This window comes from Cypionkella sp., assembly GCF_030652235.1.
Lineage (GTDB): Bacteria > Pseudomonadota > Alphaproteobacteria > Rhodobacterales > Rhodobacteraceae > Cypionkella.
This window is the reverse complement of sequence record NZ_JAUSBA010000035.1, coordinates 1-20774: the sequence shown is the minus strand read 5'-3', so window position 1 is coordinate 20774 and position 20774 is coordinate 1. Positions and strand designations below refer to the sequence as shown.

23 protein-coding genes and 1 pseudogene are annotated in these 20774 nt (G+C 58.8%); 8 read left to right on the top strand and 16 right to left on the bottom strand.

Going from position 1 to position 20774, the window contains the following annotated elements:
* Positions 1–56 precede the first annotated feature (56 nt).
* From Q7V03_RS12425 to Q7V03_RS12415, 3 genes are all read right to left on the bottom strand, one after another.
* A complete protein-coding gene (locus Q7V03_RS12425) occupies positions 57–368 on the bottom strand; it encodes a hypothetical protein (RefSeq protein WP_304925910.1) in 312 nt (103 codons plus the stop codon).
* 102 nt (positions 369–470) lie between these two features.
* Positions 471–983 carry an ImmA/IrrE family metallo-endopeptidase gene (locus tag Q7V03_RS12420; protein WP_304925909.1) on the bottom strand — a complete coding sequence of 171 codons (513 nt, stop codon included), beginning with the start codon at positions 981–983 and terminating at the stop codon, positions 471–473.
* Positions 984–985: 2 nt separating this feature from the next.
* Positions 986–1366 carry a helix-turn-helix domain-containing protein gene (locus Q7V03_RS12415; RefSeq protein WP_304925908.1) on the bottom strand — a complete coding sequence of 127 codons (381 nt, stop codon included), beginning with the start codon at positions 1364–1366 and terminating at the stop codon, positions 986–988.
* 155 nt (positions 1367–1521) lie between these two features.
* Here Q7V03_RS12415 and Q7V03_RS12410 point away from each other — a divergent pair, with 155 nt between their 5' ends.
* The 3 genes from Q7V03_RS12410 to Q7V03_RS23885 are packed head-to-tail and all read left to right on the top strand — an operon-like array spanning position 1522 to position 4357.
* A complete protein-coding gene (locus tag Q7V03_RS12410; protein ID WP_304925907.1) occupies positions 1522–2631 on the top strand; it encodes a multiubiquitin domain-containing protein in 1110 nt (369 codons plus the stop codon).
* Positions 2628–4022 carry a ThiF family adenylyltransferase gene (locus tag Q7V03_RS12405; RefSeq protein WP_304925906.1) on the top strand — a complete coding sequence of 465 codons (1395 nt, stop codon included), beginning with the start codon at positions 2628–2630 and terminating at the stop codon, positions 4020–4022. Before Q7V03_RS12410 ends, Q7V03_RS12405 begins: the two co-directional genes overlap by 4 nt.
* On the top strand, positions 4022–4357 hold the full coding sequence (locus Q7V03_RS23885; RefSeq protein ID WP_370651117.1) for a DUF6527 family protein: 336 nt from the start codon (positions 4022–4024) through the stop codon (positions 4355–4357). Before Q7V03_RS12405 ends, Q7V03_RS23885 begins: the two co-directional genes overlap by 1 nt.
* A gap of 322 nt (positions 4358–4679) precedes the next feature.
* Here Q7V03_RS23885 and Q7V03_RS12400 read toward each other — a convergent pair whose 3' ends face one another.
* Both Q7V03_RS12400 and Q7V03_RS12395 read right to left on the bottom strand, forming a co-directional pair.
* On the bottom strand, positions 4680–5129 hold the full coding sequence (locus tag Q7V03_RS12400) for a type II toxin-antitoxin system VapC family toxin (protein ID WP_282449509.1): 450 nt from the start codon (positions 5127–5129) through the stop codon (positions 4680–4682).
* A gap of 53 nt (positions 5130–5182) precedes the next feature.
* The gene (locus Q7V03_RS12395; protein WP_370651116.1) at positions 5183–6214 is read right to left on the bottom strand and encodes a helix-turn-helix domain-containing protein; all 1032 of its coding nucleotides are present in this window, start codon (positions 6212–6214) and stop codon (positions 5183–5185) included.
* 155 nt (positions 6215–6369) lie between these two features.
* On the opposite strand from Q7V03_RS12395, the gene Q7V03_RS12390 reads away from it, so the two are divergent.
* The gene (locus Q7V03_RS12390; protein ID WP_116700225.1) at positions 6370–6594 is read left to right on the top strand and encodes a DUF2188 domain-containing protein; all 225 of its coding nucleotides are present in this window, start codon (positions 6370–6372) and stop codon (positions 6592–6594) included.
* A 17-nt stretch (positions 6595–6611) separates the two neighbouring features.
* Entirely contained in the window at positions 6612–6821 is a 210-nt protein-coding gene (locus Q7V03_RS12385) for a hypothetical protein (RefSeq protein WP_304925905.1), read from the top strand.
* A 390-nt stretch (positions 6822–7211) separates the two neighbouring features.
* Here Q7V03_RS12385 and Q7V03_RS12380 read toward each other — a convergent pair whose 3' ends face one another.
* Positions 7212–7844 (bottom strand): tyrosine-type recombinase/integrase, encoded by a 633-nt coding sequence (locus tag Q7V03_RS12380; protein WP_304925977.1) that lies wholly within the window; start codon positions 7842–7844, stop codon positions 7212–7214.
* Positions 7845–8059: 215 nt separating this feature from the next.
* Positions 8060–8980 (bottom strand): LysR family transcriptional regulator, encoded by a 921-nt coding sequence (locus tag Q7V03_RS12375; RefSeq protein WP_304925904.1) that lies wholly within the window; start codon positions 8978–8980, stop codon positions 8060–8062.
* 96 nt (positions 8981–9076) lie between these two features.
* Between Q7V03_RS12375 and Q7V03_RS12370 the strand changes: the two genes are divergently transcribed.
* Both Q7V03_RS12370 and Q7V03_RS12365 read left to right on the top strand, forming a co-directional pair.
* The gene (locus Q7V03_RS12370; RefSeq protein WP_304925903.1) at positions 9077–9559 is read left to right on the top strand and encodes an ester cyclase; all 483 of its coding nucleotides are present in this window, start codon (positions 9077–9079) and stop codon (positions 9557–9559) included.
* A 34-nt stretch (positions 9560–9593) separates the two neighbouring features.
* Positions 9594–10628 carry an alpha/beta hydrolase gene (locus Q7V03_RS12365; protein ID WP_304925902.1) on the top strand — a complete coding sequence of 345 codons (1035 nt, stop codon included), beginning with the start codon at positions 9594–9596 and terminating at the stop codon, positions 10626–10628.
* A 389-nt stretch (positions 10629–11017) separates the two neighbouring features.
* On the opposite strand, the gene Q7V03_RS12360 is transcribed toward Q7V03_RS12365, so the two are convergent.
* Both Q7V03_RS12360 and Q7V03_RS12355 read right to left on the bottom strand, forming a co-directional pair.
* Entirely contained in the window at positions 11018–11389 is a 372-nt protein-coding gene (locus tag Q7V03_RS12360; RefSeq protein ID WP_304925901.1) for a hypothetical protein, read from the bottom strand.
* A 278-nt stretch (positions 11390–11667) separates the two neighbouring features.
* The gene (locus Q7V03_RS12355) at positions 11668–12072 is read right to left on the bottom strand and encodes a single-stranded DNA-binding protein (protein ID WP_304925900.1); all 405 of its coding nucleotides are present in this window, start codon (positions 12070–12072) and stop codon (positions 11668–11670) included.
* Positions 12073–12511: 439 nt separating this feature from the next.
* On the opposite strand from Q7V03_RS12355, the gene Q7V03_RS12350 reads away from it, so the two are divergent.
* A complete protein-coding gene (locus Q7V03_RS12350) occupies positions 12512–12832 on the top strand; it encodes an H-NS histone family protein (protein WP_304925899.1) in 321 nt (106 codons plus the stop codon).
* A gap of 194 nt (positions 12833–13026) precedes the next feature.
* Here Q7V03_RS12350 and Q7V03_RS12345 read toward each other — a convergent pair whose 3' ends face one another.
* The 7 genes and pseudogenes from Q7V03_RS12345 to Q7V03_RS12315 all read right to left on the bottom strand — a co-directional run.
* Positions 13027–13191: a hypothetical protein gene (locus Q7V03_RS12345; RefSeq protein ID WP_165375273.1), complete on the bottom strand. Its 165-nt coding sequence runs from the start codon at positions 13189–13191 to the stop codon at positions 13027–13029.
* A 390-nt stretch (positions 13192–13581) separates the two neighbouring features.
* Positions 13582–14055 (bottom strand): hypothetical protein, encoded by a 474-nt coding sequence (locus Q7V03_RS12340; protein WP_304925898.1) that lies wholly within the window; start codon positions 14053–14055, stop codon positions 13582–13584.
* A 99-nt stretch (positions 14056–14154) separates the two neighbouring features.
* On the bottom strand, positions 14155–16353 hold the full coding sequence (locus tag Q7V03_RS12335; RefSeq protein ID WP_304925897.1) for a ParB/RepB/Spo0J family partition protein: 2199 nt from the start codon (positions 16351–16353) through the stop codon (positions 14155–14157).
* Positions 16354–16562: 209 nt separating this feature from the next.
* Complete coding sequence (gene repC / locus Q7V03_RS12330) at positions 16563–17654, bottom strand: plasmid replication protein RepC (RefSeq protein ID WP_304925896.1); 1092 nt, start codon at positions 17652–17654, stop codon at positions 16563–16565.
* Positions 17655–17889: 235 nt separating this feature from the next.
* Entirely contained in the window at positions 17890–18861 is a 972-nt protein-coding gene (repB, locus tag Q7V03_RS12325) for a plasmid partitioning protein RepB (protein ID WP_304925895.1), read from the bottom strand.
* Positions 18861–20063, bottom strand: a complete 1203-nt coding sequence (gene repA / locus Q7V03_RS12320) for a plasmid partitioning protein RepA (protein WP_304925894.1) — start codon at positions 20061–20063, stop codon at positions 18861–18863. The genes repB and repA overlap by 1 nt, the downstream gene beginning before the upstream one ends.
* A gap of 310 nt (positions 20064–20373) precedes the next feature.
* Positions 20374–20640: pseudogene (locus Q7V03_RS12315) on the bottom strand (recombinase family protein); the annotation flags it as partial.
* Positions 20641–20774: the final 134 nt, after the last annotated feature.

The following is a 20774-nucleotide window of genomic DNA, read 5'->3' as shown; positions in this document are numbered from 1 at the left end:
CAAGGCGACTTGGGCCTATCCGCCTGCGACATAGTTGCGGTGCTTGCGGAGGCAGTCTAAACCGCTGTCAGGAAAATAGGTCGCGGCGCGGCTAGCGTTTTTATCACATGGATGAGAACAAAGACTTGGTGGGTCTGTGTAAAGGACTCAGCAACGCATTCATGGCGGTCGCCGTTGCGGTCCAGCAGGACAAGAGATTTTTGGCCGGATGACCTTTGGCCACTGATCGGTATCAGCGCGCCGATATCGTCATCAGGCGTGTAGACAGGCTTCCAGTCGTGAGCGCCGAAAATTGTCGTGAAACTGTCAGATTGAACGGGACGTCTTAGTGTGGCGCGGAAGCCATCGCCCTCAACGAATTCGGGCATGTTCAACACCACGACTGCGCAGGCGCGATGATTTTTGGATACGTACTGTCGCACGCACGCATAAATCGACGCGTCGAACTTCTTCGATAGCTTGACCGGCGTCTAGATGCTGAACTTTTCCCCTTCGGCTATGTCACGAAAGCTGTCGAGCTGGAACAGGACTTCGGCAGCGAAGACGTTGGCTTCGCGATCGAAAAGCTCAGCTGCATCGGGGTCCAGAGCATTGTCACAGTCCTCGACCCAAGCGTACATCGGACGTTGCCAGGGCATGAAGCCGTGGCCAGACTCGTGTAGTCGCACGAAGCGCTTCTTCACCGCCATCATTGTTTGATCCAAGAATAGCAGACCGGCACTGGCGTGGAACAGGCCCATCACTTTGCCCACAGCGCGCTTGAGGGCACCGCCCGCCTGCTCAGCGCTGGAGCGAAGCTTGTCGATGAAGCTGGGGTTAAGGACGTCTTCCTTGACCTCTTCAACCTTCGCAACGGTCATGATCGCCTCAACAGGCGTCGGGAAAACCCCGAGTGCGCCGGCTTCTCTCAGCGCGCGCTCGGCCTCGGCGCGAACGCGGGTGAGCTGACTTGGGGTTAAGCTACAGTCGTCCGGTCGCCGCATGATCAGCCCTTTTTGGTACGTAGGTATGCGAGGTAGTCCAAGAGGGCGGCTTCCTCATCGGCCGTTAGATTATCGACCGCGAACGTTGCGGCCCGCCCATGCTTGACGTCGTCAGGGCGTTGAGCCGACGGCACGATGTAGCCCGCTCGCTCCATCAGCGTCTCGTAAGGGACCGCCAAGACGGTCGAGAGGGTATATAGGATGTGCGGAGAGGGTTTGGTGATTTTTCCGCTCTCCAATTGGCTCAAGTAGGCATTCGAAATCTCTTTGCCGGTCGCCTCCTCGACATCGCGTTGCGACATCTGAAGATCGGTACGGGCCTTCTTGATGATCTGGCCGAGGTTGGTTGGCCGGGCGGTTTGATCAGTTTCATCATCGGTCATGCAGGCTCCTCCGCGAACCGGACACGGAGTCCGGCGTGTAGAGTATCGGCTACCCTGATAAGTTCGTCAAGCGAGCAAAGTTAATGCTTGACATACTTAGCACGCATTCCCATTTTAGCGACATCGGCGATTGGCCGGAAAAGCTGGAGTGTGAAATGACTGAGTTGAGTGAAGATACCGCGGATCGCGGCAAGCACCGCCGCATCGAGGTTGCGGATGCGACCCTGACCTACCGAAACGTGCTGATCGACGACCTCACGCCGACCGGCGCCCAGCTCGCCGCTGCGGCTGGCTTCAAGCCGAACCAGCACGCCGTTGTGCTGCAGGTGCTTGCAGACGGCGAACTTGAGGATGTTCGCCCGAGCGAGACCGTGGACCTGAAACGTGCCGATGGCCGGTTCGTGATCGTCGAGACTGATCGCGACTACTTCATCACGATCGACGGTCAGCGCTTCCAGTGGCCGTGCCGCATCGTCTCGGGCGCTATCGTTCGCAAGCTCGGTCAGCTGCCTGATGGCGTCGCGGTGTACCTCGAGCGGGTTGATGAACCCGATAGCGAGATTGGTGATCAGGACCTGGTTGATCTGGACGGGCGCGGGGTCGAAGCTTTCGTAGGCCGGAAGCCGTCCTGGAAGCTCAATATTCAGGGTGTGACCATCGTGTCCGACACGCCGACCATCGTCGTCAGCGACGCGATGATCAGGGCCGGCTTCGATGTCGCCCAGAGCTGGCACATCTTCTTGAAAGTGGCGGGTCAGGCGAAGCGCGAAGTCGCGTTGACCGATGTTGTCGATCTGCGCACCCCGGGCATCGAGAAGATCCGCCTGACGCCGAAGGAAGTTAACAACGGTGAGGCGCCTCCGGCGCCTCACCGGGACTTCGACGTGCTGGAGGTAGATGAAGCCTATCTCGATTGCACCGGCCTTAAGTGGGAGACAGTGAATGACGGGGGGAGGCGTTGGCTGGTCATCCACCACTATCCCGTTCCAGCCGGATTCATCGTTACTCAGACGCGCCTCGCCCTTGAGATCCCGCCGACTTACCCGGCAGCCCAGATCGATATGTTTTACACCTATCCGCCGCTTGCACTTGTGTCGGGCCGCGTGATCGACTGCACTCACATTCCAGCGACGATTCTGGGCGCGCCATACAATGGCTGGTCGCGACATCGTGGGCCGGGTTCGGAGTGGAACCCTTCGTCCGACAATGTCGTCACGCATCTGGCGCTCGTCGAATCGGCCCTCAGCAAGGAAGTCGGGGAATGATGCCGAACTGGACGCTCAGCTTCGCCGGAGCGACACTTAATTGCGTCCGCCGGCATCTCTTCCCTGGCGATGGCTATGAGGCCGCGGCAATCCTTGTCTGCGCCCGTGTGCCAGGCCCTCGTCAGCGCCTACTGGTCCGAAAGGCTGTCCTCGTGCCTTATGATGACTGTGCGCTGCGTGAACCCAACCGCATTGTTTGGCCTGGCCTCTGGATCGAAGAGGCGATCGATCTGGCCGAGGCGGAGGATCTGTCCCTCATTTTGATCCACTCCCATCCCGGCGGCCTGTTCGACTTCTCCGGAGCCGACGACCAAAGCGACGCTCGGGTGATCCCTGGCCTGTTTGAGGCCCTCGGCTCGCTTCACGGTTCCGCCATCATGATCCCGGATGGGCGGGTGCGCGGGCGCCTGTACGACCAGGACGGAACGTGTTGGCCAATTAATCTCGTGTCAGTGATCGGTGATGACATCGACCTAATCTGGGCTAACGAGCATCCACCGTCCAGAGTCACTGATCGGCCCGTCGCATTCACAAGCGGTATGACCCGCGAGCTGGGGCGACTGCGTGCTGTCGTGATCGGGGTTTCAGGCACTGGCTCGATCATAGGTGAGCAAGCCGCCCGTCTAGGCTTCGGCAGAGTTGACCTGATCGACTTCGACCGCATCGAACCCCACAATCTGAATCGTATTTTGAACGCCACCCAGGCTGATGCCGAGGAGCGTCGGCTCAAGGTCGAAATGTTCGCTTCCGCAGTCGCCCGTCATCGCGGCGAAGGTGTCGCGATGGCCATACCGGCATCCATCACGAGCCGAGAGGCGGTGCTGTCGGCCAGTCAGGCCGATGTGCTGTTCTGCTGCGTTGATACGCTTGAAGCTCGCCAGATGGCGGACTTCATCGCTCAAGCGTTTTTGCTGCCACTCTTCGACATGGGCGTGGTGATCCCACTCCGCAAAGCTGCACGAGGAATGGCGATCGCAGATGTATGCGGACGGGTGGATTACGTTCAGCCAGGCGGTTCCACGTTGCGGGATCGTGAAGTGTACTCACCCGCCAGCTTACGCGCGGAGTACCTCCGCCGCACTGCTCCTGGCGCGCACCAATACGAACTAGAAGCGGGTTATATCAAAGGCATGATCGAAGAGGCCCCGTCAGTGATTACGCTCAATATGCGGGTCGCGACGGCAGCGATGAATGAGTTCATCGCGCGGGCTTACCCTTTCCGCTTGGACCCCAACGGGAATTATGCCCGCACGGAGTTCAGCTTGGCTGCGGGTGAAGAAGAGTTCACTGCGGAAGCAGCATTTCCCAGATCCAATCTTGGCCTCTTAGCGCGCGGTGATCTGGAGCCGCTGCTTGGCCTTCCACTACTTAAGCAGCGGAGGCCGGATTGATGATGGGCGTTCGGAAGTGGTGGCGCGACGTTTGGGCACGGTTCGGACCCGCGCGGCGATTGATCATAATCGAAGGGGACAGTCTGCCTCAATTCATGCCGCGCCGAGATCTCTTGCTGGCGCGCGAAGACGACGAGAACTGGTGCGTCGGAATGCGCTGCCCTTGTGGTTGCGGTGATATCATCGAACTCCTAGTCATCGCCGAGGCCAAGCCTCGCTGGGACGTTAGTGCTGATCGAGAGAGAAGGCCGACATTGTCTCCCTCCGTGTGGCGAAAGACTGGATGCCGGTCGCACTTTTGGGTGCGGCGGGGTCGGGTTCAGTGGTGTGATTAGCCACGCCAGAGCTGGCTCCTATTAGGGTGCAGGCGCCGCGAACGGCAACAGCGTCCCAAATACGGAGCATCGCGCGGACGAATTTCTACATCGCACGTCGAACGACCGCTTCCGGGAACGCCGCCGCGCAGCAATCGCACATGTCGAGTGTCTGCAAAGGGCCGGAAGTAACGTTTAACAAAAAGGGCGGGGAGCTGACCTTCGCTGCGTTCGCAATAGATTCTTCGACCATCGCAAAAACGGACCTTGGAGATGTTCGACCTTTGACAGATAAGGGCCTATGCGCCCGTCCGAGCAGGCCAAGGCGGGTGAACAGATTGTGTCACTCTGTTAAGCGGCGCAGCCGCTTGTCGATCTCAGCAGGGGGCAGGAATACCGCATCATCCGCCCGCCAGACTTGCAGGGCGGAGATGAGAAGCTCGACCTCGCAGACTTCGGCAGCGTGCAGCTCGTCAATGATCCAGAGAACGCCATGAACGCGCACGGCCCGCGCCGTGGCCACCTTCCGCAAGAGATTGTCACCCGTGAGGAGGATTCCGTTCTCCTGGCAGGTTGTCGTGACAAGGGCGAAGCAGTCATTGGCCGACAGGCGGCTATGCTCGCGCTTCAGCGCAAATACCTGACTGACTTCTTCACTTGGCAGGTCATAGGTGACGAGGCCGCTGTCTTCGAGCATTCGCCATTCCTGCGCCGTGAAGTCGAGGAGTTCCTCCTCGCGGATCGGTAGGGGAACGATGAATCGATAGGGCAGCCGCAACAGGACATGCAGCAACTCCCCCTTTCTCAAGTCGATCAGACAGGACGCATCATTGACGACAACACAGGTCACTGGACACGCGGCCCCCTGATGTCGCGCTCGATAACGCTCAAAGGGAGGCCGAGCATCTGTGCCGCCCGCACAGGCGAAATCATCTCTTCGCCCAGAGCGCGCCAAACGAGGCGTTCGAAGCGCTGCGGCTTCTCGAAAGCCGCGAACCCCTCGCCGGGACCGATAGGCTGCGGTTCCTCGCGCCGCCAGCCGCGCGCATAGGTCTTGAAAGCATATTCCACGGCGCTTTTCGACAGGATGCCCACCTGGCCGAGGCGCACGAGCATCGCGGCGGCGGAGACGCCATAGGTGCGCTTGAGCCGCATGATCTCGATCCAGGTCATGCCGTGGCGGTTCTTACCCGCTTCCGCTTCGAGGTGTTCGCGCGGAATCAGAAAAGCCCCCGCAAAGCGGTGCATGGAGGGTTCCTTCTTCAGCGCGGCATTGCCGGTTTCGATGATGATGCGGTGCGCGAGCTCATGAGCGAGGTTGAAGCGCTTGCGCTCGACATTGGTGTGCCGCGAGACGACGATCACTTCAGTCGGCGCGCCTTCCGCCCGTTCGACATGACAGGCCAGCCCGTTGATCCGTTCGGGAAGGTCGGCCTCGATGACCTTGAGTCCCTTGTCTTCGAGCAGGGCGGTCATACTCGGGATCGGGTCGATCCCAAGCTTCCACTCCCGCCGCACTTCCCGCGCCTTGGCGTCGATGGCCTCCTCATCGGCGACCTGATCCACGCGCAGCGCGGCAAAGGGGTCTTCGGCGGCGTGCAGATCGAGGATGTCCTCGATGGCGAGATAATCTTCGAGTTTCTCGATCACGATGGCTTCGGCCATCGCCCGATCCTGCGCCGAGGCGGTCGAGTTCTTCCGCCACTCGACGCTTTCCAGGGCCTCGACCTGTCCGCCGAGCAGGAAGTCGAGCGACACGCCGAGCGCTTTGCCGAGGCCGACCAGCACCGATGAGGACGGCATCATCTTGTCCGCCTCGTATTTGCTGATGGCCTGCGCTGACACGCTTGGGGTTACGCGCTCCGCGAGCGCTTGCATGGATAGACCCGCCCGCTTGCGGGCAAGTCGCAGTCTTTGTCCGAACATGGTCCTCTCCCGGCGGTTATTGTTTGGTTGATAAGCGCCATTAATTGCTTTATATATAAACACAAGGTTGTCGAATCGTCAACCGAAATCGACATATGAGGTTTGAAATGTCTAAGAAAAATCAACATGTTGTGCCGCATGAGAACGGTTGGGCAGTGAAAGGGGCGGGCAATGAGCGCGCGTCTTCCGTCCATGGCACACAGCGCGAGGCCATCGCGGCCGCGCGGGAATCCGCTATTCGCCAGGGCAGCGAGATGCTGATCCACGGCGAGAACGGTCGCATCCGCGAGCGTAACACCTACGGCAACGATCCCTTCCCTCCGAAGGGCTGACACGAAAGGAAAAGCCAATGGCTGGCATCGAAATGCGGTTCAATGGCCGCAAGATCACGTCCGCATCGCAGCTTCAGCGAGAGCTGACGCGCAGCATGGAGAAGCAGCTCGAAGACAACCTGAAAAAGGCTGCCGGTCCCGGCGTGCGGATGAAGAAGACCCGCGACGGATACACCTTCGAGGGCACGCCCGAACAGATCGAGCGCATGAAGAAGCGGCTGCGCTGACGTGACCGCTGAAGCCGCACATTGCGTCTTCGCCTCCCCAACTGGATCGTCCCTCAGAGTGGCGATCATCAACTCCGGTCGCTGAACCGCCGCTTGTAGCGGGAGACGGGAGTTCTTTGTTTGCAGCCATTAACAGTATTGGTAATTCTGTTTACTCTCGGCACCGCCGCACACCGCCGCACACCGGCGATCGCGAAGTTGGAGCATTGAATTCCCATCGCGAGCAGAACCTTTGCCGGAGAAAGTTCTCACTACCGAACCTGATCCCTCCGCTGGACTCGTCAAATGCCATGAACGTCCGCTAAACGGGCTGCTACTGCAGCGTCGCGCACCAAAGGCGAGTGGCAGGATTGGGCCGACCGGCGCGTGGCACGCCGGTCGGCGGGGTTGTTACAGATCGATCCCTTCTGACAACGACAGCGCGTCGTCCAGGTCGACCCCTAGATAGCGAACCGTGCTGTCCATCTTGGTATGCCCGAGCAAAAGTTGAACAGCGCGCAGGTTGCCGGTCTTCTTGTAAATCTGGGCAACCTTCGTGCGTCGCATCGAATGGGTCCCATAGGCGCTCGGTTCTAGCCCGATCGAGAGAACCCAGTCGCGCATGATCCGCGCATATTGGCGTGTCGACAGATGCGGGCTAGCATGGACACGGCTGGGCCAAAGATATTCGCAACCGATCATTTCTGGATCTTTGATCCAACGCTCCACCGACAGTCGCGTGGTTTCGGTGATCTCAAAGCGGACCGGCTTGCGTGTCTTGCTTTGCGTCACCGAGGCGCGTTCCTTGACGCGGCCTGCGGCGTAAACATCGTTCACCTTCAGGCAGACCAGATCGCAGCCCCGGAGCTTGCAATCAATGGCCATGTTGAACAGCGCAAGATCGCGCCTATTGTCGGCCATTTCCAGCCGGACTCGGATGGACCAGACATGTTTCGGCAGCAGGGGGCGTTTCTGGCCAACGATGCGTCCTTTGTTCCAAGGCGCACGCGTAGGACGAAGGGCGGGAAGTGTTTCTATGGTCATGGCTTCTATCCTGTCCGCCAAGCCCGCCACGTCCTCGGCTTTGCCGACACGGCAACGTAACATCGACCACCGTTTATGTGCTGATAAATCGTATCGGGCGGAAAGCCGCCATCCGCGCCGCACATTCCTTCAGCGCGAGGGTGTCGCTGATGGGCTATGGCACTTGTCCGCTCATCCAGGCTGCTGGTCGATAGACCAATGATCTGCCCTTCGTCTTAAAGGCATCCGCTCCCGTCGGTGACTGTCGTGGCTATCAGATCGCGCAACCATTTGTGCCCAACGTCGACCTGGCTGCGTTCGTGCCAAAGGATACGGTAGTCGAAACCCTCGATCGGCAAAGGCGGGGCAAATCGCGACAGTGCATTGGCCCGCGCCAATTCATCTGCCGCGCGACTCGGGACGGTGAGGATCATGTCGGTTTGCGAGACCAAGGTTGCCGCCGTGGCGAAATAGGGCAGCCAGATAGCGATGTCGCGTCGTCGTCCGAGCACAGTGAGCGCATCGTCGACGACGCCGGTTCTTCCCCCCATGATGCTGACCAGAGCATGGGGCCAGGACAGGAACGCATCAAGATCGACTGCGCCTCTGATGGTCGGATGGTCCTTGCGCACAAGGCTGGTATAACCCTCGCGATAGAGCCTGCGCGATCTCAGCGGCAAGGGGACGGCGTCGTCGCTGTAGAAGACCAGATCTGTCTGGCCCTCGCCTAGATGGCGAAAAGCATTCGGAGAGAAGGGCAGGATCTCAAGTGCAACCCCCGGCGCTGCTTTGGACAGCGCTTGGATGAGACGCGGCAGGACAGCGATGGCGCCATAGTCGGTGGTCGTCAGCCTGAAGACCCGTACCGCGGTTTGCGGATCGAAGACCGGGCGCACAAGAAAGTCATCGAGGCTTGCCAATGCTACGCCCAGACGCTCCCGGATTTCGGTCGCCCGCTCGGTCAGGATCATGCCACCCGGCCCCTTGACCATGATCGGGTCCGCCAGAAGCTGCCGCAACCTGGCCAATGCGCGGCTCACGGCAGGCTGGCTGATGTTCAACTGCTCGGCTGTTCGGGTGGTGTTCCGCGTCTCGAACAGCGACTGAAGCACGCGCAGGGAGGTGAGGTCGAGCCAACCATCATGCAGATTTTGCATCACGACTATCCCATCAATCTATTTCCATAATCACACTGCTTCGCCGACACATGCAAGGCATGCCGGTTCGCGGCGGCATAATTCAAGGACATGACCATGACTCGAAAGATCTTTGTGACCGCTGCGGTAGTCGGATTCAGCGCGCTTTTCTCCGTCGTTCCGGCCTTCGCTGACCCAAGCGACGTTCAGGCGATCAAACTGTTCTATCAGGCTCTCAGCGACAACAAGCCTGAGCTTCTGGACCAGATTCTCGCGCCAGATTGGCAGGATATTCCGGTCAATCAGGGGCAGGCGGCCGGGCGCGACGGGTTCAAGCCTTTCGTCGGCGGTTTCCATACGATGTTCCCCGATCTGAAAGTCGTGAATGACGACATCATCGACGCGGGCGACAAGGTCATCGTGCGGTCCACCATTTCCGGCACCCAGGCGGCGGCCTTTGGGGCTTTCCCCTCCAAGGGCAAGCCGTTCTCGATCATGGCCATCGATATTCACCAGTTCAAGGACGGCAAGGTGGTCCAGACCTGGCACGTCGAGGACTGGCTTGGCGGCCTGTATCAAATGGGCGCCTTCGACAAGTAATTTGCGCCCCCACCCCATCGTCCAAGCGAAAGGCATGCAGGCTGTGACCATGACAAAATCCGAACCGCCTTTTCAGACACAGCCTTGGAGTGCCTCCGGTGGACTGGAGAGCCGCAGCTATAGCGTCCATCGGATCGGGTTCGAGTCGTATGGGTCGATGCTGGCAGGCAATCTGTTCCTTCCGAAATCTTCCGGACCGTGGCCGGCGATTGTGATCGTCGGTCCTGTCGCCTTCGTGAAGGAACAGGCCCCCCTGCAATATGCCACCCGTCTGGCGGCAGAGGGTTTTGTCGTGCTGATATTCGACCCGCGCTGCCATGGCGAAAGCGAGGGGCTTCCGCGGCGCAACGAAAACCCCACCGCGAAGGTCGCGGATATTTGCGCCGCAGTTGACGCTTTGGTGGCCCGCCCGGACGTGGACCGGCAGCGGATTTTCGTGCTTGGCATTTGTCAGGGCGTCAACTGGACCATCGAGGCGGCGCGCAAGGATCTTCGAATCCGGGCGATCTGCCTGGTGGCCGGACATTATCTGACCCCGCAGGTCGCACGGATGTATCTGGGCGGAGAGGAGGCGGTGGCGGCCCGGCTGGCCAAAAGCCTGCGCGCCGCAGAGACCAATCGCCAGACCGGTGAAGTTGGCTACGTACCGATCGTCTCTTCCTCTTTCCTGACCCCGGATCGCGATGCGCTGTTAGCGGCGTCCTTCGTACAGTCGTTTTACATACGATGGGCGGACCGGCACCCCATGCTCGCGCATCGTGGGCTTTGGGAAAACCGCATCACCGAGATGAGCGAGCATCTGATCTGGGGCCACCGGATCGATCAATCTGTTCAGGACCTTCAGCTTCCCGTGCTGATGCTGCACGCCGACCGCGCCGCGAGTGGCCCCGACGTGCCGCGCCAGCTTTTCGAGGCAATTCCGTCCAGCCACAAGAAGCTTGTCTGGCTGGGGACCCAAGGACAAATTCAATTCTACGAAGATCCTATAACGATCGACGTCGTCATCCCCCACCTTTCGGATTTCCTGACCAACTTGCCACCCGAAACAGAAAACCGCCCGGATCCCTGAGCGCGCTAGATTGATGGTGACCCGCGTGAACTGGAGAGCTTGATGCCTTTTCCCAACCGCGATTGAGGCTGGCGGCTCCACAGCCAGACGAAGAATGCGCGTCTCAAATGGTATCTGATGGCGGTCTGTGGCAACCGCGCCGAGTCCAGCGGTCATTAGACGCGGGCCGTCGGCCTGTAGGAAAACCCGTCAAGCTGACTAGTTGCGGGGCGACATAGACCTCGACTATTCCTCTCAGTGCCGAATGGCTGCTTCGGGAAACACTTTGGAGGGCCTTCGGTCCCCCTCCCCAGGCAGCTTTGGGCCGATTGCGATCACCGAAAGCAAGGCAGCCAGAAGATTGAGGGCTAACTGCTGGCCTGCCTCCAACCGATATTCCTTTGCTTCCCTCAGGGCTCGTATTTGATCGCCCCCAGAAATTTGCGATCAAGCTCCGGCTCATCCCACTTCCCCGCAACGGCCATCCATTTTTCCGTCTGCGCGAGAAACTCCGGATCGTCACAGCTGACGTGAAACGTATAAAGCCGATTGACGATTTCGCGCATGAGCGCGCGCATCTGATCATCGTCGAAGTGTGATACCTCAGCCCAAGGGATCTTCCGGCCATCAGCATCAAGGACAAAAACATCGGAATAGTCGCCCGACCGGGTCACTGGAACCAGGCCTGCATGCAGCGATTCCAACCCGGTATTGCGCACGCACATCATGGCCATGAGTTTGGCCAGACTGGCGGCAATCCGATCTTTGTCTGCGGGTTTCATGAGGATAGCGTAGCGGCAAGAAATCGAGCGGGCCAGATGTTTGGCGCCACCAGTTCGGCAGAAAACAGCGCAAAGGCGCTTGAATCGTCCCACCCCACTACCTCGTCTTCGCAAGCTGCCAACCGTCCGATGGCGGCGTTCTTGCCGCCTTCATGACGAGTGGGGGCCTCTGTTACGAGTTTTTCTGACTATGGCCCGATAGGTTTTGCCACATCTTGGCTGAGCAAAGCCAAACCCGGCGGGTTTCCCCGCCGGGCCCTGGGGAAACCCCGTTCTTTTCAGAACGGGATTTCGTCGTCACGGTCGACCAGCTCGGGGTTTTCATTCTCGGCCGACTTCGGGCGGCTGAGGAAGTCGACCTTCTCGGCGATGATCTCGCAGCCGTAGCGGTCGGTGCCGGTTGCGTCGGTCCACTTCGTGTAGTGGATGCGGCCGTGGACCATGACCTTCATGCCCTTTTCGCAGTGCTCTGCGACGGTCTTGCCGAGACCGTTAAAGCAGGTGATGCGGTGCCATTCGGTGTCCATAACGCGGTAGCCGTTCTCGTCGCGGATCGCACGGCCTTCCGAAAGGCGGGGGCGCGAGGTGGCGAGGGTGAAGTTGGTGATCTTGGTGCCGCTTTGGGTCGAGCGCACTTCGGGCTTCTGACCGATGTTGCCGGCGAGGATGACGATGTTCTGCATGGTAAGCTCCTGTGTTTCCTGTCCCTGGGACCGTCCCTTCGACAAGACCCGGAAAAAGCCTGTCGGCTGAGGCGTGCACGGGAGACGAAACGGCGACCGGAAACCCCCAAAGGTCCGGGGTGGAGCGGGCAGGTGCCGCGTTTCCAAAGAAACGCTAGCCAACACGGCCCAGACTGACGCGGGGTTGCGCGCATGAGGCCGAACAGGCTTAGGGGATTGTCAGTCGAAGGGATGGCGCCGGGGACAGGAGAGATCGGGGGCTCTTGCAGAACATGTCTTCCCTCGCCCTGCTAAGACGGCAAACCCAAAGTCCTTACCCCCATAGCGGCTGATCACCTCAGAGCCCCTTTGCTTGCCATTCGCGCCCCAGCCCGATGGGAGTTGCGAGCCCGCGCCGTGACGGCTATCCCAAGGGCATCATTTTGGACACGAGGCACCCATGGCTGAATTCGACGCTGAGACACTGTCGCTCAAAGAGCTCAAAAGCCTGCGGAAGGATCTGGCCAAGGCTATTTCCACGTTTGAGGACCGGCAGAAAAGCGATGCCCGCAGAAAGCTCGAGATCATTGCCAAAGAGATGGGCTATTCCTTGGCCGACCTGATTGGCACCGAGGTGAAACCCAGCCGTGCGCCCGCCGCCGCGAAATACCGCCATCCAGAAAACACGGCCCTCACCTGGTCAGGCCGGGGGCGCAAACCGCTGTGGTTTGTCGCAGCCCTTGACGCAGGCAAATCGCCCGAGGACCTGGCAGTCAACTGATCGCCAATAGGTGGCACCCAGCATAGCGCCGCGCTAAGGAGTGAAGGCGCAGGCATGCGCGTTTCAATTACTTGGATTTCGGGATGCCGACCCGCCGTCGGCGCCTTGTGCCTGTCAGGCTCTTAAGGGCAGACAGGCGAAAGGCCCGGAGGCGCATTCGCGCCGTGCCCGGGCCTTCATAACGACCGTGGGCATCACGCCCACGGGTCGATCTCAACAAGCACCTGAACCTCGTCGCCGTCGATTTCATCGGCGGGGACGGCACCAAAGGTTCCATCCCCTGCCTGGAAGACCACGATGGAAACCATGAGCGTGGCTGCGAGGCTGGCGGCGAAGGCGTGTGCATCTTTGCGGGACATTTGTTTTCGGCTCCTGTTTGGAGGCGAGGGACCATCCCCCGCGCTGACAGGAACCCGCAGGCCCAAAGACGGGCTGACATCACCGGGCGCGTTCGGGCTTGCCCCGAATCCGGCCGGCGGCACGGGCTTGCCCGTAGTCCGAGCCCTTGTGGCTTGATCTCGAAGACTGGATTTGGGCCAAGGAAGGGACTGGCAAGCGGGGGATGGTACTTTGACACAAGGAGCCGAATTGTCTCGATGATGCTCACCCCGCCAGCCTTTCAGACATGCTTTTGGTTGACCGAAGCCTTACTGGGGATGGAGCCTTTGATGCCCCGCGCAGATGCGCGGGACGGTTGGTGCTGGATGAGAGGCCCGCGTGCGGCGGGCCCCCTTGGTCTCTGAGGAGGCTCAGGCGGCTATAGTCGCCTCCCCTGCCCCATCGTCTTCCTCAGCTCCGACGATCTCGAACCGCGCGTTGCGATAGCCCTCCTTGGCAATCCAAAGCTCCGCCGCCGCGCCGGACGATGCCAGATGCAGAAGTTCGGTGTTGCCGCCAAAGTCCAGCAAGACGCGGACCTGCCCCACCTTTGGCTCCTTGACCACCTCAAAGCTGAGCTGGCTGTCGGCAGAATGACTGCGCATGATCGTGACGAGGATGACTCCCTCTGAAGAGAAGTTCCCCTCATGCAGCGTGAAGGACGCCGGAGCCGTCCAGGTCGGATAAGGCCGCGGCGGTTCCTTCTTCACCAGACGGCCAACACCGTTGGACCGTTCCCATGCCGCCAGCTTTTTGGTGAAGCGTGCGGGCGGTTTGGGACTGCCATCAGTGTAGCGAATGAGCGCGCCCAAGGGCGCTTGGTCGATTATTGTGTTTGCGGACATGATTCCTCATTCTGAATGCGAGGACTCGCACTCATCATATTGATATTGTTGTGTTTTGTGGTGATTGAGAGCGGGTTTCCCCGCCCTCGGGGGCTCAGATCACTCCGCAGCCATCATTGCCGTGCTTTCCACGGGCAGATCGGCCATCAGGAAGGCGGGCAAGTCGATCTCAGCATCAATGTCAGCAGCGCTCACGGGTTCTTCGCTCAAAGCCCCCTGCCCTTCCACAATGGTAACGCTGTCCAGAGCAGCAAGGTCACTGCGCCGCAAAACCTCCGGCAACCAACCGCTGCCCTTGAGCAAGCGCTCGGCTTCCGTCGCCATCTCGCCTTTCTTCAGATGGTCGAGCAACTGCGCGGTGCCCTCCCCCTTCGCCTCACGCACAGCTTCAAGGATACGCGCCTTGGGCACACGATTCAGATAGTTGTCCGCCGTCGGCTCCCAGCCAGCCGCGACCATATCGAGATCGACGGCTTGGGCCACGATCTCAGACTGCGCCATGCGGCGGGCCAACCCGCTGGCCGACATGCCCGCTCCATATGGGTTCACCTTCTCGTGGAGCGCGTTGAGCCCGAAGCTCAGGCAATGCGCCAGCAGAGCCAGACGGCTCGCCTGATCAAGGGCCGAAAGATAGTCCCAAAGCACGGCATCGTCACCAAGCGGCAGATCGGCCTCCCAAGCAGCATGACGATCGTCCACGGCCTTGGCCACCGGACTGTCCTTCAGATCGGGCGCCTGAGCCGACATGTAGACGGTGCGCACAGAAGCCTCGAGGCAACTGCCCGAAGCCCCGGAACTGCGGAAGGTGTCATTGACGAGCTTCATCAGCAGAAGGGTCAGGGCAACGTCGGGCGAACGCCCAATCGCCTCACGCAAGGCGAGGGTGCGATGCGCGGTCAGCTCCATGACCAGTCGCTCTGGCAAAGGCTTCAATGCGCCATCATCCTCATCGTCTGCGATGCAGATGCCCGAACTGGCCGGCTGACCGCCAGAGGTAATGACGGTGGCCGCAGATGTGCCAGAGGGAAGCTGATAGGCGGAGACACTGCCATCAACCCCCTGCCCTTCCACGCCCAGTTCTTCGCCGAAGTTGGCCACGGTCTCTTCCCGAGGCTCATCCTCAGGCCGGACATAGCCGCGATGGGCAGCAAGGTTGCCGTCCCGATCCAGCGTCACGAAGACGCCGGCGCGACCAACCTCGGCCGCATCAAAGATCAGCGGACGCTGCTCAAGGGCTTCCATCGCAGCTTCCAACTCGCCGAGCCGGGTGTCGATCTCTTCGGGGTATTCGTCCTGACCAGAATATTCCTCTTCCAGTGCGCGATACTCCGCAAGCAGCTTGGCATGCTCTGCAGCTTCATCAGCGCTCAGCGGTGAGGGATCGCCAACCAGACGCCGCAGACCGTGGCTGTAGCCATAGGGCAGGTCGGTGGATACCTCGATCCACTTCCAACCCTCACCAGCAATTGCCTGCGCCTCGGCTTGCAGCTTGTCCGCGACCAATCGGTCAAGCAGGGCAGGGTCCTCCAACCAGCCACCATCATCGCCTTGGAAGAGATCGCGCAGGACAACGCCGCCGGCGGCCTCATAGACATCAAGACCGACAAACACCGCACGCCGATCCGAGGCCCGCACAGAGGTTTCCGTCAACATGCGCCGGATCGAATAGGGCTCCTTGTTCCAGGAGTTCTTCACAACGTCCCAGACCTGCGCTTGACGGCCGTGATCGGGGTTCACCGTGAAGGCCATCAGCTGTTCTAGCGTCATGCCATCCTCGGCATAGACCTCGAGCAGGGCAGGGGCCACGGACGCGAGCTTCAAGCGCTGCTTCACGATCTGCGGGGTGACAAAGAAGGCCGCTGCAATGGCCTCCTCACCCTGACCCTTATCGCGCAAGGCAGCAAAGGCACGGAACTGATCGAGCGGGTGCAAGGCAACGCGCTGCATGTTCTCAGCCAAGGAGTCGTCTTCGGCCAGAATATCTGATGTCACATCACGCAACACACAAGGCACAGGCGCGGTCTTTGCCAAACGCTTTTGCTTTACCAGCAGTGCCAGCGCTTGAAACCGCCGACCGCCAGCAGGGATCTCGAATTTGCCGGTCTCGACTCCATCGGCATCCAACACAGGGCGCACGCTGAGGCCTTGCAACAAGCCACGACGAGCGATGTCCTCGGCCAACTCTTCCACCGACACACCGGCCTTGATGCGCCTGACGTTCGACTGGCTCAGCACCAGTTTGTCAAAGGGAATGTCCTGTGAGGACGACAGGGTAATCTTCTGGGCAGCTTGGGCCATCAGGTCTTCTCCACGACGGGCGCCGGGAGCCACTCTCCCGATCTCACTTCCCGCCACCCTCAAACAAGCAATCCTTTCACTCTCAACCGTGGAACCGTTGTCGAGTTACGATATGACGCCGCTCCGTGAAGATTGTCCGCGGACAACTCTGTTTTCTGAAGCAGAGCCTTCAGTTCTTGGCCCCTGCTAGCCGTTGTCCGCGGACAACTCTAACATCCTTGCAGCCTATTTTGCCTCACAAGGGTATTGATCATTGCCCAAGGATCGAAAGCTGCGCTTCGTTTTCCGGTGGTAATGGCGCGAAAGTAGGCTCCAAGCTGTCGAATTTTTCCTTGCATCTGAAGCAGGCCCCAAACGGTAACGGCCGTTCTAAGTTCTCCAAGCCTATCTTCTGCTGCGCGGTAAGTCGTACTGTCGATGCCCATCATTGGAGCAAGAGTACGTGCGTGACTAATTACGTCAGATAAGCTCTCTGCAGGGCGTTGGAGGTAGCTTGCTGCCTCTTTGCATGCACCAACGAGGCTTCCAATAGATATCTGGTGATGCCGTTGATGGGAGTGTTCGGTCTTCTCAGCGACATCAGAATCTATAAGTTCTTTTTTTGAGTTATGATGGTGTCGGACATTTTGTCCGTCAGTAGCGGACATTTCGGCGTCGATCGACATCTCTGCATTGCAATCTATACGTTGGTTTTCCTCAACGGAGACAAGGTCATCCAGGATGCTGTAAAGTTCTTCAGCCGTTAGCTTGCGCCTCAAGGCGCGAAGTGCATTTTCCGCATCGATGCTTAACCCATCTAACTCCATTGTTCGGGCGATCGCGCACCGCACTTTTGTCCGTAGGTAAGAAATGTGACTGGCTTGTTTGGCGCAGTCTTCCGCCACCGCACAAATCTGGTCATAGCTTTTGAATAGCGGAGAAAGGTCAAAACCGAAGCGAAGGACATTGCCAGTGGACATGTCGCTCTTGGAGAAGCGCTTGCGGTTAGGGCTATCGGATCGAACGAGCAAGCCAGCCTCTGCTAGTTGAGCGACATGTCGACGGATCGTTCGGTCGGAAATACCGTTGCGCTTGAAAGCAATCGTTGCGTTTGACGCAAAGACGAAGTTGTGGCTTCGCTTTGGGGGCAAGCAGGACAGCAATGCATCCAGAGTTGCAATGATCGGAGCCTTGAGCCCGAGGGCTGTGCTGGCCTTGCGGACAACTTCGATGAGGCTGAACCGATCGGGCTGACTATGAGTCGTAGGCAAATCTTCTGCGGACCGCGACCCTAAAGGTGCAGTAATATGTTGAAAGCGCATCTTTTTTTCACGGCAAGCCTAGGCAAAAGCTGCCACAGCAAGGCACCATTAGTTCGCCTGTTTAGGCAAAACTTATAAAATCAACCGAATCGGTTGTTCTTGACTGACAGGGAGAAGCTGGTAAATCTGGTGATGCTAGGCAACAGATTGGGCTCTCCGAGGGTGACCTTGGGGGGCTCTTTCTTTTTACTTTGGTTGCGAGTGCTCCCTTTGTTGTTGATCTGCTCGGTTCATCTCAATCGGCTTCAGTTGCCGACCGCCAAGCTTCGTAGAGGCGCAAGACCTCTGTTTCAGCATGTTCTCTCATCCACTTTGTGAACTCTGGTTGGTCAGAGCCTGCAAAGCGGATCGTCAATGATCGCGGTGTGTCTTTAATCTCGGCAACCTTGGATCCCTCGTAGATGACCGGTAGGGCAGGGGGCGTACCAGCTTGTGAGGCGCCCGACTGTCCTGCTTTCAATGCCGCATCAGATAGAAATGCGAACCGTTCATCTGACGTAAGCGTACGAGAGGCTTCATCCAGGGAAGCTACTAGAGCGTCGAGGTCGATCCCTTTGTCCCGAACCAGGTCAGCCAGCTCTTCCCAGCGACGGCGTCCGATTCCATGAGCAGCGCCAATGAACTGAACCACGCCAAGTGGCAGCGTCCGCGCTACTTTGGTCATTCGAGATAGCATGGGCCTGTCGATCGCCAAGGCATCCAACACGACTGACTGGTCATATCCACCATCGGTCAAATCAGTGACAAAGATTGCCTTTTCGATAAAACTCGGATCGAGGCGCAAGCTGTTCTCTTGGCCCTGCGCCAAGATCGCCTGTTCGTCGGTGAGCGTTCGAATCAAGGCTTTAGCCGGGATGCCAGCCAACTTCAGGGCACGAAGCCTCCGTCTGCCATAGACGATGCGATAGCGTCCCGGGTTTTCAAGGAGCGGGCGCACCATGATTGGCACCTGCTGACCATGAGCCCGAATGCTCTGCACAAGATCTGCAACATCGGCATCAGTGATGGTCAGGCGATCCTTCGGGCCGCCGTCGTCAATCAATGATGGATCAATTTCTCGGACAGCGTTTGAAGACAGGTCGCGAAGTGTAGACTTGACGCCTGACATCGCCCCAGTGTTGGGGAACCGGGGCTTGCTGTCCGGTTGGCCTACCTCCGAACCGGAATCGGGAGGCGGTGGTGGCTGAAATATGTTGCGACGAGCCATTAGTCAGTTCTCCGTCCCCATGCTTCCTGGATGACCTTTTCAAACTCATCCGCGACGCCATTTACACTTTCTAGGATGCGATCCAGCGTCTTGCGGATGACTTGAGTAGGGTCGAGTTCATAGATTGTCTGTTGGGTCATGCCGGCGTCGGAAATCGCGGTGGATTTCAGCATCGGGGTGTTCAAGACTTGATCCAGAAGGATCGATCGCAGGAAGCCCGCCATCTGAGATTGCGGAACGTCTGTCGGTTCATAGCGTGCGATTAAGAATTTGAGGAATTTCCAATCGGTCGGGCCTGTCGACTCTTCAAGAACCCTGACAGTTTCCCCAGCCATTTCAAGGAATTGCGCCATTGATGCGACGTCCAACATGCTTGGAACGACTGTTATGAGCAGTCCAGTCGAAGCCAGCAGAGCAGTCATGGTGGTGAAGCCAAGTTGCGGTGGGCAATCTATCAAGACGAGGTCGTAGTCCTTCTCAACTTCATCCAATGCTATGGCGAGCCGCTGAGTAAAAGGCGGATCAACCCGATGCTGCAGAGCATAAGCAGTCTCGGTTTCATACTCAGACAAGATCAGACCAGCCGGGGCGAGATCGAGATTGTGAAAGTAAGTTTTCCGAATGACTTGGCTGAGTGGGACGGGATCTTCATAGCGCAAAGCATCGTAGATCGTCCCAGTTTCCGAAAACTCGATCTCTGGGCGGTAGCCAAACATCGTGGTCAGGCTCGCCTGTGGGTCCATATCCAACGCCAAAACCCGGTAGCCACGCAGTGCATAGCGTTGAGCGAGATGGATGGCCGAGGTTGTCTTGCTGGAACCGCCCTTGAAGTTCACGACAGAAATGACCTGTAGTCCGTCGCCGTCACGGCGACCGGGCAGGTAGGCTTCGCCATTGCGACCTGTGCGCGCCATAACCTTGCGGATAGCGTCGATTTCTTCTGCAGTGTAAAGGCGCCGGCCGCGCGCGTCAGTCTCGACTTCAGGAAAGTTGCCTTCCTGGTGTCGCGTTCGAAGGTTAGACATGCTGATACCCGTCAGCTCGGAGACCTCGGCGGGATGGAATTTGCGCAGAGTTTTTCGGCTTTCAGGTTGAAAGCTGTTGCGCATATGGGTGTTCAGAGCTTCAGACAGGCGTGCTGCGTTCGCACTGATTGTGCTAGCAATTGAGCCTGGCGAAGGTTGGTATGTGCTCGTGTTCATCTGTCCTCAGGCGCCTCTTGGTGGGCTTTTGTAGTTTCGTCGCAAGAAAGCGTCATAATCGTGTTTGTGCGACAACTGAAGTGATGGCACGCAACTTATAGTGCGGCAACTGTTTTTTTATGCTGTGAGTTGAGCGGCATGTATTGCTTGTTCGCCCAAACTCTCAACGCAGCTCGGTAAGTCATTGATAGCTATGTGAAAAGTTCGCACCGCTGTGGAAGATGACACATCTTGTACCGGTTGGGCTACAGGGCACAAAACCTAGTTCAGAAGTAGACGTACGCGAATCGTTTACCGCATTTCTATTGTGCTAGAACGCCAACCCGAGCCTTGCGGCCCGTTCTAGCAGCATCTTCACCGATGAAGGTTGCCACTTTGTCCGTCCCCGCGGTGTGCGCTCTCGCATGGCTTCCAACCTCTTACAGACTTCCTGCAGAGTGACTTTGGGATCTGCACCCTTGATTGCGGCGACGATGGCGGGGAGTCGGTCGTCTTTCTCAGTTTGCTGGGCTCGGCCAAGGATCGCCGCTGGCAAAAGGCCTTCACGAACAAAGTTATTGGCTGCGCGGATGTCGCGTTTGGTTCCCGATTTCAATTGAAGCGATTAGCTGAAACCTGAGCGGTCTGGTTGGAGCTTGGCATTTCAGCAAAGGCTCGACGGAAGGGCAGGGGGCTTACAGGCCTGCGGCCTTGGTCAGGTTCACCCGGAAC